The following is a 15298-nucleotide window of genomic DNA, read 5'->3' as shown; positions in this document are numbered from 1 at the left end:
CAACTTGTATAATCGTGACTCCAAAAAGCACCACAGTAAGCATGGTTCAAATTGGTTAACGTTTGATACTTTTTTTGAACCCAATGACGAAAGGCTTGCTGGCACAAATCACAGTAACAAGCACCGCCATATTCATTAGAGATATGCCATAGCAGCAAGCTTGATCGTTGACCGTAACGTTCCGCCAACTTCTGGTTAATCATTTGAACCTTTTCTCGGTAAACTGGCGATGTGTAACAGTGATTATGTCGCTCGCCGAATTGATTTCGCTGTCCGTGTTCATTGACACGTAACACTTCTGGATATTTCTCAGCTAACCAGCGTGGACGAGCCCCGCTTGGCGTCGACAAAATGATCTTAGTCCCTTGGGCTTCGGCACGATCGAAAATTTGATCTAACCAGCTAAAATCATACTGCCCCTCAGCAGGCTCTAACTTGTCCCAAGCAAAGATTCCCAATGTCACCGTATTTAACTTAGCAGCCTTAAACGCTTTAAAATCCTGCTTAATCACCTCGGGTTTGTCAAGCCACTGGTCTGGATTATAATCACCACCATGCAAAAATTCTGTTGTCTTTAATGGATTGGACATTCAAACGCACCCTCACTTCTATCAACTTAATTACGCTTTAACAGCTCTTATGATAAGCGCTTTCATTTACGAATGTAACCCGTTTTACTAAAATAATTACTAAATATCAGTAAACACTATTTACGTTTTGTTTATATTCATTACTGCTTTTATTAGCGCTAATGAAAGCGTATTATTATAAGTGAAGCTTTTTAACTCTGGTAATCATCTGTTTAGTAACTTGTTTGTCGAAAGGAGTCTTCCACTGTGCCGACTATTCGTGAAATTGCCGCTAAAGCGGGCTATTCACCGGCAACCGTCTCACGGCTGTTGAATAATGATCCGTCATTTTCAATCTCGGATCACGCTCGCAAAAAAATACTACAAACTGCTCAAAACTTGAATTACGAACAACCAAACACCACTCACGGCCTTGCCTATCAGGTAGCTACAATCTTCGCTGTCCAACCAAAACAAGAACTTGAAGATATTTATTTCAGTAATTTGCGTCAGAGTCTCGTTGAACACGGAAAACAGGCTAATTTAAAGCTCACCTTTTATCCGGATATCGACCACATTCCCCACGACATCGACGGTGTGATGGCAGTTGGCGAATTCGATTCTGATGCGCTCCATAAATTGCGCCAGCTAACACCCCACAGAATCTTCGTTGATTCCAATCCAGACCCGCATCACTTCAATTCGGTACAGCCTAACCTCCAAGCAATTACCGAACAAGCCATCGATCAATTGATAGCCGCAGGTGATACGCCCATTGGTCTCATTAACGGCGGCTACTGGAATAAAGATCAACAAGTCACCCATCAACAAGATCCGCGCCAAAAATACTTTGAAAGTCGGCTACGCGAGTTACAACTATTTGATTCGCGGTTTCTATTCATTGGTGGTGAATTCTCCGTTGCAAGTGGCTATCGCTTGGGACAACAAGTCGTGCAATCGTTGAGTAAACAAGCATTGCCCAAAGGGTTCTTAGTCGGTTCAGATCCGTTGGCCGTGGGTGTCTTACAGGCTTTCAATGAAAACAAAATCACAGTCCCCACTGATACCGCAATTATTAGTATTAACGATATCGACATTGCGCGCTACGTTTCACCACCATTGACGACTTTCCATATTGACACAGACGACTTAGCCGCACAGGCTATCACAACATTGAAAGATACGATTATTTTTGACCGTTCACAGAAGCGCATGGTATTAGTTGATGCTAAATTAATTTATCGGAAAAGTTTTGTGAAACCGACGAATAAATCATAGTTTGACACAAATCAAAGACACTTTTGGTATGCACTTGCTTCAACAAGCGCATACCAAAAGTGTCTTCTAAATTAACCCATTAAAATAATGACGGCTACACTGGGACCACCGCAGTTCTATTAGGTTCCAAAGATTGTCTTTGCCCATCCACAATCAATGTCCCACCAGCTCGGCTAGCAGTGACTGATAGTTGGTGTTGATCTTTTACGACAGTCACGGTACCGCCTTTAATGGGTAACACGGTGTGTAAATGATGAAATTCTGATAACTCAGGCTTGATCTCAAAAGTCTGGTATCCTGGAGCCGTGGGCCGTAATCCTACAAAATGACGACCTAATAAATATATCGGACTGGCTCCCCAGGCATGGCACAGGCTCTTACCATAGGGATCACCATACATGGCATACATATCCTTGCCATGCTGCGACGGATCGAATTCTTCCCAGAAGGTCACGGCCCCGCGATCTAACATGCCGCCCCAATAGTCTAATAAAACTTGGTAAACACGGTGTTGTTCCCCCAGCTTACATAAAGCATCTTGTTCAAAAAACTTAAAATACGGCGTGGTAATTTGAGTAATCGCATTATTCAACAAAACATTCTTTAAAATTAATTGTTGTTTGTTCTCATCAACAACGTCAAACAAAATGGCAAAAATATTAGTATGACGAGTAACGTGCCGCTTACCCGATTCATAACTATCAATAAATGCTCCTTGTTCATCATCCCAAAAGTATTTCATTAAGTTCTTAAACAACTGGTCATACTTCGCTTGGTAGCCCGCCACATCTTTGCCTAAGACCTCACCACAAGTCATAATTGTCTTGTAATCTTCAAGTAATAAGATTTGTTCAGCCGCCACGGTACCCTGTTTATCCATTTCTGACCAATCGACAAAGATCCAGTCATTTTTCCGACCATAAATAAAACCATGCTCATTTGTCTGTTGAATAAAGTATTGCACCATACTCTCTAACTTAGGGTAAATAATTTTGAGAAATTCACGGTCACCCGTCATCTGGTAATGATTTAGAACACCAATCACCCACAACATGGAATAGTCAACAATTGTATTCATATGTTGCTTAATATCATCTTGCCCACGCAACGCTAATAACGTCCGTTTATCAATATCTTCGTTGAAGAAAGAATATTGATTGATAAAATTAGCTTGGTACGCGTCACCAGCCCAAATCCACCGATCACGTTTGATCCCATCGATAAAGAACAAGTCACTGCAAAGGTTTAACGTTTCCGTCGCTACATTCCAAATTTGATTGATCAACTTATTATCAGAGGTAAAACTGGAGGGATTATTTTTAGGAATATATTCGTGCATAGCAGTTAATTCAATGTCACCTAACTGACAATGAGGCACAAAGACATATCGAAACGCACGTTTACGAACCTTTGTTGTAGCTGTAACGTCCGACTGCTTGTAATAACACATCTCAACATCCCGTGCTTCAGTTTCGGACTCCCCGTAACATAGTGTAACTGGCCCATTCGTTTTGACTGTGACAGTTCCATTCACAGCGCGACCAAAATCATATAAAACGCCACCATCAACTGCTTGTTGTGCTTTGGCCACTACTTTTTCTGTCCGATATTCAATCACATTAGGATCCTGGTTACGGTCAGTGTAGAGAATATCGTGACCAGCGGGTAATGTGGTGACAAAATTGCTAGCTAGCCAACCACTATCAGATTTGATAATCTCACCAACAATATAAATTGTCGGCAATCCCTGAACGTTACCAACAAACACTTGAATATCAGTCGCACCCGCATCACAATTAATCGCATGATTTAAGCGATACTTAGTGCCATTAACATCAACATAGCCCGTTCCTTTGGCGAGTACTGTAAATTGTGTGGATTCTTTTAAATCATAGTGCCGTTTAAAATTAACATTACGGTTGCAATCATCAATATACCAATAGGCAGGCCAACCCATCCCACGTTCTTCACGTTTAAAATTTTGTAACATTCCTTGGTGGATTTCAAAATCACCAGGATACCATAACCAAACAGCCTCTTTTGACATGAGCATTATCCTCCTTGATTTTAAATAAATAAGCCCGGCAATGCCCGGCTTACATTTTTAATTCTTAGTAATATTAATCAGTTTATTCAGAAACCGTTTTCATCGTTGGGTCTTTTAAACCGGTCTTCTTAATAATAGCGACAATGATCACTGCACAGGCACCGAATAGCACCGTACATCCAACCATAATCCATAATAAGAGTTGCGGCGAATATCCCATTAATGTTGGCGTTACTAGTGAGAAAGCAGCGGTCAGCACCCGAACTAAGCCATAAGAAAAGCCCGTCATCGTTGCCCGTGCATCCACTGGATAGAAAGTCTGACTCCAAATTTTATAAAGGGCCTCACCACATAATACTGTGCTACCAGAGTAGAAAATATAAACAACGGTGAAAATCTGCCAGTCATCACTAAAGATCCCTGCAGTCACAAAGGAAAGCAATGCTACGGCAATACCTAAATACATCACTCGGTAGCGATACCTAGTGTCTGAAACCTTTAAATAGATCAGGTTAACTAACAGACACACGATATTGGCAATTAATGCCACGATTGTCGAATAGGCTTGCGTACGGCCATCAACAGTCACTAAGAAATAGTTAACAAATGACCCCCACGTATTGGCCGGCAAATTCCAAAATAGATAAAAAACAGTTAGTAGAATCATTGGTACTAACAAACCACCTGTTCGCAATAGCTGACCTAATCGATACTTCTTAACCGATTGACCGTTAGATGCACAGTCCACATGTTCATGGTCAACTAAGTCTGTTTCAATCTGTTTAAAACGCTTTGAAAAGACCCGCACGCACCAATTAATAATTGCCACTAATCCAATCCAACCAAATAAGGCTGCCGGGCTTCCCATACCACTGTTAGCAGTTATAAAACCAATAAACTGTGACAACAAAATGCCCATCGTCCAAAAAATCTGAGTTGAAGAAATTGCCCGACCATAAACTTTACTAGACATCCGTTCCGAAATAACCGCCAATGACGTTGGTAAATCAGCACCAGAGGCCAAACCAGCAATCACAACACCAATAATCAATATCGTCGTATTTTGTGCAATCGCAATAACAAACGAACCAATCGCGACAAAAAAGATATCAGCATTAAACACCGCGACCCGGCCAAATTTATCCGACAGCCAGCCGCCCACAAATGAACCAATCGCAACCGCAACCGTCAGCATAGTACTTAGTAGTCCGACCATCCAGCTATTCAGTGCTAAATATTTTGTCCAGATAGGTAGCGCTACTCCCAGACTAACGAGCAACGCTGCATCCATATAGGAAGCTAGACCAGCAACAATTATTAAGAGTACGTTTGCTTTACTCAGCTTTACTTTTTCGTCAACCATCGCAGACACTCCTCCTAAACGAGGTACTTATTAATCAAGTACACCGGTGTACAGCTCCAAGCATGACAATAACTATTTAAAATGGGACTCCCATACGGCGAATAATCAGGTTGATTAGGATCAAATGCTTCCCAATAAGTATCCGCACCTAGCGTAACCATTTTGCCCCAATAATCTTTCATTAATTGGACGGCCTCTTGCTTTAAGCCTGCTTCAAATAATGCTTCCGTAATATGGTGATACATATACGGCGTTGCAATACCAGTAATTGGAAACAGTTTCGTGACGGTCGTTTGCATAAGCGCCGTGGTTTGCTCAGGATTCAAAACATGTGCTAGTGTCATCCACACTTGGCTTGCCACATTAACTTCACGCTGATCCCCTGAGACAAATAACCCCGATTGCGAATCAAACAATTGAGTTTTAGCGTACTGGTTTAATTTACGCAGTATCGCTGTATAGGTCTCTAAGCTTGTATCATTAACCAGTTCCGCAAGCGTAATAAATTGTTTTAGCGTATAAATAATAATGGCCTGCCCAGCCGTTTCTTTGTCAAAATCATTTGACCAGTCGATGAAAACCGGATTTTCTTCAGTCAATTTCAATTTACCTTCAGAAGTAACTTGTGCCAACGCCAAATCCATTTGATTTTTAGCAACACGATATAAATCATTCAAAACTGTTTTATCAGAACTAAACGCCTCATAATCAGCCAAAATTGAAATAAAGAATAGACTGTAATCAAACAAGAAGGTGTCATCTGGAACTGCCGTTGGTTTAGTAAAAACATTGGCAGGAATCCGGCCAGCCGTTGTAGGCATCGCACCGAACAAATACAGACACCGCTTGACCAGATCTGTATCTTTGAACGTTGCATAATTGGCCAATGCTTGTAGCCGAAGATCACCAATCCATAATCGCCGATCGCGCTTTGGTCCATCTTCAAAGACATCCTGCATACAATCAGCTAATGTTTTCAAGCCAACCTCATAAATCCGTTGTAATTGTGCATCGGCTAATTCCGGTTGATGCACTGTCGCAGTGTCTACCGCACTTGTCGCCGTGACCACTGGATTGCTAAAAACAGCTCGCCATTTTGGTGACGTATCAACAACTGTGATCTCAGCATAACGAAAACTATAGCGTCGTGGTAACGTCAGCGTGGTTGGCAGCACATCTAAGTGAACAGTTTCTTCTTGAATCCAAGATTTGCTCAACCAACCGTCGTAATCTTCACTCTTGCGTGCTAATTCTGCAGGCATTTCAGCAAACTTAATCTTAAAACATAGTGGTGCATCCATTGGTGAACCAACAGCGTTAATATTAATACTAAATTGACCAACCTGATGATCGCCAAAATCTATGATAATTTGGTTGTCACGTTTCAACTCATAACTTGATAATCGTTCAATAGGTGCAATTTGTTTGACACCCCATCCTTCAAGGTATTGCGTATCACGCTCGAGCGCCACAATCGATGCCGCCTTAACTTGGGTTTCTTTCAGTATTGGCCGATAACTTGCCGACTTGTCTAATAATGCTTGATTATGCCGAAATTGAACATCATTATTGATTTGAAAAGTAAACGCCATCTCTTCCACTCGCTTTCTAAATACTTTGTTTAAAAGTTATTAATACCATGTTTCTTTTCCAATCGCATCATTGTCAGCCCTGCTACAAAGCTAATAAAGACAATGGCAGCGAACCCAAACATCGTGTTACGAATTGCTGATGGCACAACTAACGCAGGTGTAATTAAGGCAAATAGGCCACAACATACCCGTGAAAAGCCATTAATAAATCCTTGAACTGATGCCCGAACTTCAACTGGAAATGCTTCCTGTGTCCAAACTTTATACATCGCTTCACCAGCAATATTATTCCCAATGTTGTAACAGCCAATCGTGATGACAATTGGCCATAACGAATGACTACTCATTGCTAGTCCGAGCATTGCCGAAAATTGAACGGTAATCCCAACTAAGAAGAACTTATTACGATACTTACCCCCAGCGACTGATGCAAAAGCCATGGTTGCCAACAACGAGATAAAGTTTAGGACTATCCCAGCACCAGTTGCGAAACTTTGACTCGCATGTGCTTGAACCAGCGTAAACGTTTGAAACTGTCCGAACGTATTGGCCAGTAGATTCCAGCAAACATAGAAGATTAAAATACTGAAGAAGAATGCCATAAAGCGTCCCTTGTTGGCACCAGCGAAGACCGTCTTAATCGAGACCTTCTCTGTTGTCTGTGAAGCTGCTTCGCGATCAATACGCCGTTGTTCACCTTCTTCATGAAATGCTCGGAACTTAGTTGAAAAAGTCCGCCATGCCCAAGTAATCAAGGCAAAAATTGCTAAAATCGAAAAAACAATCCGAGCACCGGAAGCACCGGCCATTTTAGAAACAATAAAGGCACAAACATAAGACATGAAAACCCCAATTTGCCAGAAGATTTGCGTCGACGATACTAAACTAGCCGAGGTCTTATCATCCGGTGCATCATGCGAAACTACGGTTAAACTAATTGGTAAATCAGCACCCGAAGCTAACCCGGTAATGATGACGCCAATCAAAAGCATGATATAATTATTCGAGAAAACACAGATCAAGGCGCCAATCGCATAAATCAGGTTTAACCAATTAAACGATTTAACTAGACCAAAAGATTTTGTTATCTGTCCTGCTAATAAGGATCCAATTGCAATTGCAAAAGTTAGTGCACCTGAAATAATACCAACTTGACTGTTAGTAAGACCTAGTCCGTTCTGCCACACTGTAATAGTCGCGGATAAGCCAACGATAATTCCTGATCCTAGAATGGAACCAATTCCTGCAGCTACTGCTAATGGCCGATATTTTTTCACCATTGAAGTTGACGTCTCGCCGTTATTCATATGAAGAACCTCCCTTTATTTATACGAATATTGTAAGCGATTACTGTAAGGGGTACCATATCTCAACTACATGAATGATCGTGCAAAATCACAGGTTGTACTAAACGATAAATATTAAAGAAGGTTAGTATTAATGACTAGTAAATTTCTCAATTACGAATTATTTGCTCTGACACCGGCTGAGCTAAAGCAACGCCAATCACATGGTAACGTTAACTACATGGACTTAGACTATGTGAATAATCCGATTCCCCAGATGCCCCGCTCAGATTTTTTTAAGCACGGTGATATTGCTGTTACCAAAAATAATCGCTTTTCCTATGTTCCAGCTCACACGCATAGCTTTATTGAGCTTAATTATATGTATGCTGGCACTTGTACTCAGTATATTAATGGCGAAAAAGTGACCCTCCATCAGCACAACCTAATTTTGATGGATAAAGACATTGTTCAGCAAATTGAATCAACGGGCAGTAATGATATTTTGATTAACATCTTGCTCAAGAATGACTCAACGATGAACCAACTTTTCGACTATATTGCCGTTTCAACCAATGAAATCACTCAATTTTTATATAATGCATCCCACATCAATACGTTGCACAACAACTTTATTCTGTTTGACTTAACACACCAAGAAGTTGCCATCAATTTAGTTGAAAGTTTAATTATCAAGGGCCTTACAAAGAGCCGCCAACGTAATAAATCAATGGGCCTGCTGCTATCTACATTAATTCTTGAATTATCGCAATCGATTGAGCAAGAATACATTAACTTTTCTGACAATACGGACGACAATCTTTTGCCAATCATTCAGTACATCAATCAGAATTTCGCCAGCGTGACATTACGTGATGTCAGCGCCAAGTTCTCTTATAATACGAATTATCTGGGTAACAAATTAAAAGAAGCGACGGGCAAGACCTTTAAAGAACTTGTTGACCGCCGCCGAATTTCTGCTGCCCAAAATCTGATGATCAAAACTAACTGTACACTCGCTGACATTTGCGACATCATCGGATATCAAAACACCTCATCACTCTTTCGTCTGTTTAAAAAATACCTAAAGACCACCCCATCCGAATATAAACGAAAAGTTAGTGGCCCACTCAAGCAGTAAAATTGACCGCTGCGACAAACGTCATATATCTCACTAAACTAAAACAACAAGTGCACTCAGATTAGAAATTTCCGAGTGCACTTGTTGTTTTAATTTAAGACCATTCTTAGTATCACGACTAACAATAATTGATCTATTTGGTTAGTACTTCCAGGAACACCTGTGCCATCATCTCAGCATCATCTTGAATTGACGCTTGCATGTAAGCATCCTGCTGTGCCTGGGTATAGTTGATGTCAAAACCATGCTGCCAAGCCAAAACCTCAGTAAACAGCCGCGTCGTGCGGCCATTACCTTCCCGAAACGGATGAAACATGTTGATTTCGGTGACAACTTGTCCCAACGCCTGTGCAAGCTGTTCCCGATCATTCGGTAACATCGCAAAATTATCGAGTTGGCGTTGAATATCCATCTCAGCATTACCAAATAAAGCCACCGGGTGGAAAAACGTCACCACGCCATTCGCAGTCTTGTTGAAATCAACTTCGCGATAGTGACCGGCCCAGTCGTAAATTTCACCGAGCAAAAACCCATTGATCAATTTTAGCTCTCCAATTTGACGTCCTGTCAATTGATGAGAGTCTGGCAGAAGATAGTGATTGCGGGATAATTGCTGTTGCCGTTGCGTACTCACTTTGTACTCAATTTTCTGCAAAGTAGCCGCTTCAGTAATGCCTAAGCGATTTTTCAAAATACCGTTTGGTTGTAGGTAGTCCGCCCATACCTTTCTCATTCGGCTTTACGATTGGTCGAAGTACGTATTCTTGCTAGCATCTCTTGTGCGCTAATCGGGCCTTCGTCATAGAAACGACGAGCGTCTTGAACATCTTCCTTAGTCGGCTCAAAACCCTCATACATATTGCTGATAATTGCATTCATGGTCGCCCGGTATTCCTCTTGATTCCGAAACTGCACACCCATGATGGTGAACTTCTGATCATCGTGTTCTAAATACATAATCGTATTCTCCTCCTCGAGGTTTGTCAGTGCGGTATACACCGCATCGTCCGTAGCCAAAATCTGAATCAAACGTACCGCGGTGCCACTTGGTTGGTAGTCCGCTTGTTCCCAGTGCTGCACCGTTCTAACCGAGGTGTTGAGTAACTTTGCCAGCTTTGCCTGACTAATTTGGTAATGTTGCCGAATCTCCTTAAGGATTGTGGCAGTTGTTTTCATTTTCATCACCTCACTCACAACTATACCCTTGAAGGGTACAATTGTCGTTATTATGGCCTCACACCTTAGCAAAACAGACCAACTAATCAGAAAGTAGTAGCATGACCAATCAACCCATTCACGTGCGCTATTCAATACCAACCAGTGCCCATCAAAGTCATGCACCACTTTTTAACAATCGGGTGGCACATTAATTAATTACGATATTTCTGCCAAATTTCACGAACACTCGATGATTTCATTTGGTGCTTTCACGTTCTACCAACGTCGTTCCCAGTTCAATGCGCTGGGCTGCTTGACGATCATCTTGGAATCGGCTCACCAACAAATCGATGGCCGTCTTTCCCATCAGTTCAGTCTCAACATTGACCGAGCTAATCTCTGGATACACATATTCGGCCAGCGTCGTGTTATTGAAACTAAACAACTTGACCCGCTGTGGCACAGCAATATCAGCTTGCTGTAACGCTTTGAGCGCACCGGCTGCCATCGGATCATTAGCGATAAAGAAAGCGTGTGGTAAGCGGTCACCTAACATTTCAATGGCCCGTTTCATCATCAGATAACCAGATTGACTAGTGTAATCACCAGCTAATACATACTCAGCATGATAGGCATGATGCCGCTGCAACGCCTGTTCAAAGCTTTGCTGACGTTGATTGGGAATCTCCACCTGCTGATCAGTGGACCACTCTTTGCCATAAATCATGCCGATATCTCGGATACCACGCCGCCAAAAATAATCAACGACGCGGTTAGTAGCAAACGTAAAATCAGTCACCACACTGCTGAATCCCTGAGCAAAGTGATCGTCATCAACAAAAACAAGCTGGCTTGACAAACGACTCAACTGTTGTACTTGAACAGGGCTAAATTTTCCCACCGCCACGATTGCATCAATATCATCGCCAACCTGATCTAAATTATTCTGGAAGATACTAGTCGTCGTAAAACCACACACTTGAGCTTGATGCTCAATTCCTTTACGAATCGCTAAATAATATAAGTCATCATGTTCTTGAATCTTAGAGTACCACTGAATCACAGCGATATTTTTCCGCATTAGCGCCTTTATATGCTGACGTTTACGCTTACTGTACCGCAGCTCGCCAGCAATCGTAAACACGCGCTTGCGTGTCTGCTCGCTCACTGATAGTGTCTTGTCATAATTTAAGACCCGCGATACCGTCGCCAATGAGACATCTGCTCGTTGCGCAATATCTTTTAACGTTACGGCCATCGTCATTCCTCTTTTCTCTTAATTAGCACTGAATAACAAACGTGGGGCAACTGGGCGTGACACTATTCACCAATCATGACTCGTCGGTAAATCGCGTCTGCAACACCCCGTTGCCCCACGTCTTCATTTGATTAACAACTTAATCGTGCATTGCTGCGACAAAACGATCAAAGGCTGCCTCACCAGCGTCATCCCACTTAAAGACCCCAGCATCGGCCAGAACCCGGGCAAAGACGTTGCCGACCGCCGTATCAATGACAGTCGTCACATTGTCAGCGGTGATGGTATTAGTGGCCTTCAATTGATCAGCCCATGCTTGATGCATCGCGACCATTTGATTAGGCTGATCCAACAAGTATTTGCCGACTTCAGCTAATTCGGTCTTCAACCGGGCTGGTAAAATGGCCCGGCCCATCACTTCAATCAAGCCAATATTTTCCTTCTTGATATGTTGAACATCCTGATGTGGATGGAAGATGCCATCTGGAAATTCAGCAGACGTCTGATTATCACGCAAAACGATATCTAATACGTAGTCATCGCCAACTTTGCGTGCAATCGGTGTCGTTGTGTGATGACGTGTGCCATCCGTATAAGCACGAACATCCACACTCTCGTCCGAATAATTCTTCCACGTCTCATGAATCTTCACAGCGGCATCCGTTAATGCAACCAAGTCCTGACTCGTCAGCCGAATCGTCGACATTGGCCATTTAACAATCCCAGCCTTAACACCCGCGATACCTAAGTCAATCGTGCGTGCAATTGGCGCTTTCATCATTGGAAATTCGTGCCGACCACCTTGGTAATGCTCGTGTGACAGCATTGAACCACCAACAATTGGCAAGTCCGCATTACTGCCCACAAAGTAATGTGGAAATTGCTGAACAATTTCAAGTAAGTTGGTAAAAGTTTGCCGGTTAATGACCATTGGCCGGTGCTCTTGATCCAAGAAAATCGAGTGTTCATTAAAGTAAGCATATGGAGAATATTGGAAACCCCAAGTATTGCCACCAAGTGTTAACCGAATAATTCGGTGATTGCTCCGTGCTGGGTAACCGAGCCGGCCTAGATAGCCTTCATTCTGCATACATAGTTGGCAAAGTGGATAGCCATCTTGCGGTTGGTTACGCGCTGCCGCAATCGCTTTAGGATCCTTTTCAGGCTTTGATAAGTTGATGGTAATCTCTAAGTCACCAAATGGCGTTTTTGCTGGAAAGACCACGTTTTTCGCAATGGCCCGCGTCTTGATATAATCATTAGCTTTGCTTAAGTTAAAGAAATAGTCGGTTGCCGTTTGCGGACTAACCTGATACTTATCCCAAAAACGTTGGTTTAATACGGATGGTAACGGGGTCACAAGATCCATCAATTGATCCGCTAAGATATCTTCATCCGATTGGGTCGCTTCGATCTTGCCATTTTGAATCGCCGTTTTAACCAAGGCATCGGTTAAACTTGTTAATTGGTCATCGCTTGCCGCAATCGGATCACCCTCGCCGACCAAACCAAGAACCCGGTTATGCACATAGATTCGATCTAATTCAGTATATTGCGAAGGCGACGCGATCACCGCCGTGACAAATTGATCCAAACTCGTCATTATGCTTGGCCTCCCCGATCATCATAGCCGGCCGGATGACTTTCTTTCCAAGTCCAAGCCGTCTTGATAATTTCTTTCACATCATCATACTGAGGTGTCCAACCTAAAACAGTACGTGCCTTGTCGCTAGCTGCAACCAATGTGCTTGGATCACCAGCGCGGCGTGGTGCCATGATTGCTGGAATTGGCTTACCAGTGACTTCACGAGCAGCGTCCAACATTTGTTTGTTGGAGAAGCCCGTTGAAGAACCCAAGTTAAACGCATCACTATCGTGCCCCTGCTTTAGGTATTCCAAGGCTAAGATATGTGCATCAGCTAAATCGACAACGTGAACATAGTCCCGAACATTGGTCCCGTCTGGAGTGGGATAGTCGTCACCGAAGATTTGTAATTGATCCCGTTCACCAGCAGCTACTTGTAAAATAATTGGGACGAGATGCGTTTCTGGTGCGTGATCTTCGCCGATGCTGCCGTCAGGCTTAGCCCCCGCCACGTTGAAGTAACGTAAGGCCACGAACTTAATCCCGTAAGCCACATCTGACCAGTGCATGATCTTTTCCATCGCTAATTTACTTTCGCCGTATGGGTTAGTTGGCACTTGTGGGTCCGATTCCTTGATTGGCACCTGCTTAGGTTCACCATAAGTTGCTGCGGTCGATGAGAAGACGATTTTCTTCACATCGTGCTTAGCCATCACTTCGAGCAACTTAACCATCCCTGCCGTGTTGTTATCAAAGTACTTGAGCGGATCCTTCATCGATTCAGGAACAACTGAGAAAGCTGCAAAATGAATGACACCTTCAACGTTTTCTTGGTCAAACACGGTATTCATGAACACCGTATCCCGGACATCACCTTCATAAAAACGCGCGTGTTCATTGACTGCTGCCCGGTGCCCCGTGACCAAGTTATCAACAACCGCCACGTCATACCCCTTTGCAACCAACCGATCAACTGCGTGTGAACCGATGTAGCCGGCACCACCTAAAACTAAAACTGCCATTCTAATTCCTCCTCAATATTTCTCAATGCTTACTGCTAATTTGTATTTTAAATCAATTCTTTTATTAAAGTTCCTTAGGGCCGTCTGCGATTTCAGCAATGTAGAAATCAGCGTCGTAACCAATCGTGTCGCGATAAACTTTATCGACGTTTTCCTTAAAGGCATCGACTTGGTCCTTATCAACGATGGCAATACCACAGCCACCAAAGCCAGCACCAGTCATCCGCGCACCAAGCACGCCTGGTTGTTTCCAAGCTGTTTCGGCCAACGTATCCAATTCTTTCCCAGTCACTTCATAGTCAAAGTGTAGTGAAACGTGGGAAGCCGTCACTAATTCGCCAAAGGTCGTTAAATCATCGTCAGCCAAGGCCTTAGTTGCGCGAATGGCCCGTTGATTTTCGAAAACGGCATGCCGGGCACGTTTGATTAAGGTTTCATCATTGATTAAGTAGGCCGCTTCGTCAAACTGATCGTTAGTTAAATCGCCAAGTGATTTGATGTCTAACTTAGTTTGTAATCGGCGTAATGCTTCTTCACATTCGGAGCGGCGTTCATTATATTTTGAATCCGCCAATTCGCGCCGTTTGTTCGTATTCATGATAACGATTACGTTGTTGCCTAACTTTACGGGTGCATAAGAATAGTCCATGGTGTTGGTATCAAGTAAAATTGCTTGGTCCTTTTTACCCATTCCAACAGCAAATTGATCCATGATCCCGGAGTTAACACCAACATAGTTGTTTTCGCACTTTTGACCAATCTTAACAAGATCTAATTGGCTAATACCGAGATTAAAACCAGTGTTTAACATGATTCCAGTTAATAACTCAATTGACGCAGATGATGATAATCCAGCACCATCAGGCATGTTGCCATGGACGTAGAAATCAAAACCATGATCGAATTTAACGCCGGTCTTCGCGATTTCGTCCATCATTCCCTTAGGATAATTTGTCCAACCAGCGGCTTTGTCATATGAAAGGTCGTTGACATCAAACG

The 15298-nt window shown here is 42.8% G+C and carries 13 protein-coding genes; 2 read left to right on the top strand and 11 right to left on the bottom strand.

The features are described 5' to 3' along the window. The coding region (locus tag MMY95_RS13895; protein ID WP_241277732.1) for a beta-galactosidase at window positions 1-590 on the bottom strand (590 nt) is incomplete at its 3' end. Window positions 591-836: 246 nt separating this feature from the next. On the opposite strand from MMY95_RS13895, the gene MMY95_RS13890 reads away from it, so the two are divergent. Further along, window positions 837-1847 (top strand): LacI family DNA-binding transcriptional regulator, encoded by a 1011-nt coding sequence (locus tag MMY95_RS13890; RefSeq protein ID WP_024002281.1) that lies wholly within the window; start codon window positions 837-839, stop codon window positions 1845-1847. A gap of 94 nt (window positions 1848-1941) precedes the next feature. Here the strand turns inward: MMY95_RS13890 and MMY95_RS13885 are convergent, their stop codons facing one another. From MMY95_RS13885 to MMY95_RS13870, 4 genes are all read right to left on the bottom strand, one after another. After that, complete coding sequence (locus MMY95_RS13885; RefSeq protein ID WP_053267488.1) at window positions 1942-3900, bottom strand: family 78 glycoside hydrolase catalytic domain; 1959 nt, start codon at window positions 3898-3900, stop codon at window positions 1942-1944. A gap of 76 nt (window positions 3901-3976) precedes the next feature. After that, the gene (locus MMY95_RS13880; RefSeq protein WP_053267487.1) at window positions 3977-5257 is read right to left on the bottom strand and encodes an MFS transporter; all 1281 of its coding nucleotides are present in this window, start codon (window positions 5255-5257) and stop codon (window positions 3977-3979) included. A gap of 14 nt (window positions 5258-5271) precedes the next feature. Next, a complete protein-coding gene (locus MMY95_RS13875; RefSeq protein ID WP_053267486.1) occupies window positions 5272-6849 on the bottom strand; it encodes a family 78 glycoside hydrolase catalytic domain in 1578 nt (525 codons plus the stop codon). A gap of 29 nt (window positions 6850-6878) precedes the next feature. Next, window positions 6879-8156, bottom strand: coding sequence for an MFS transporter (locus MMY95_RS13870; RefSeq protein ID WP_104796014.1), 1278 nt, complete (start codon window positions 8154-8156; stop codon window positions 6879-6881). Between the two features lie 220 nt (window positions 8157-8376). On the opposite strand from MMY95_RS13870, the gene MMY95_RS13865 reads away from it, so the two are divergent. Beyond that, entirely contained in the window at window positions 8377-9276 is a 900-nt protein-coding gene (locus MMY95_RS13865; protein ID WP_225442961.1) for an AraC family transcriptional regulator, read from the top strand. A 133-nt stretch (window positions 9277-9409) separates the two neighbouring features. Here the strand turns inward: MMY95_RS13865 and MMY95_RS13860 are convergent, their stop codons facing one another. From MMY95_RS13860 to MMY95_RS13835, 6 genes are all read right to left on the bottom strand, one after another. Continuing rightward, entirely contained in the window at window positions 9410-10009 is a 600-nt protein-coding gene (locus MMY95_RS13860; RefSeq protein ID WP_011102179.1) for a Fic family protein, read from the bottom strand. Further along, entirely contained in the window at window positions 10006-10452 is a 447-nt protein-coding gene (locus MMY95_RS13855; RefSeq protein WP_016511055.1) for a helix-turn-helix domain-containing protein, read from the bottom strand. Before MMY95_RS13855 ends, MMY95_RS13860 begins: the two co-directional genes overlap by 4 nt. A 238-nt stretch (window positions 10453-10690) precedes the next feature. After that, the gene (locus MMY95_RS13850) at window positions 10691-11698 is read right to left on the bottom strand and encodes a LacI family DNA-binding transcriptional regulator (protein ID WP_003643058.1); all 1008 of its coding nucleotides are present in this window, start codon (window positions 11696-11698) and stop codon (window positions 10691-10693) included. Window positions 11699-11831: 133 nt separating this feature from the next. Beyond that, window positions 11832-13295, bottom strand: coding sequence for a UDP-glucose--hexose-1-phosphate uridylyltransferase (locus tag MMY95_RS13845; protein WP_003643059.1), 1464 nt, complete (start codon window positions 13293-13295; stop codon window positions 11832-11834). Continuing rightward, a complete protein-coding gene (gene galE / locus MMY95_RS13840) occupies window positions 13295-14299 on the bottom strand; it encodes a UDP-glucose 4-epimerase GalE (RefSeq protein WP_003643060.1) in 1005 nt (334 codons plus the stop codon). The genes MMY95_RS13845 and galE overlap by 1 nt, the downstream gene beginning before the upstream one ends. A gap of 64 nt (window positions 14300-14363) precedes the next feature. Continuing rightward, on the bottom strand, window positions 14364-15298 hold a 935-nt coding region (locus MMY95_RS13835; protein WP_241277731.1), incomplete at its 5' end, for a galactokinase.

It is taken from the genome of Lactiplantibacillus sp. ME-2, from assembly GCF_022549155.1.
GTDB classification, from domain to species: domain Bacteria; phylum Bacillota; class Bacilli; order Lactobacillales; family Lactobacillaceae; genus Lactiplantibacillus; species Lactiplantibacillus plantarum.
Note: the sequence above shows the minus strand (reverse complement) of the source record. Positions and strands in the feature narration are given on the sequence as shown.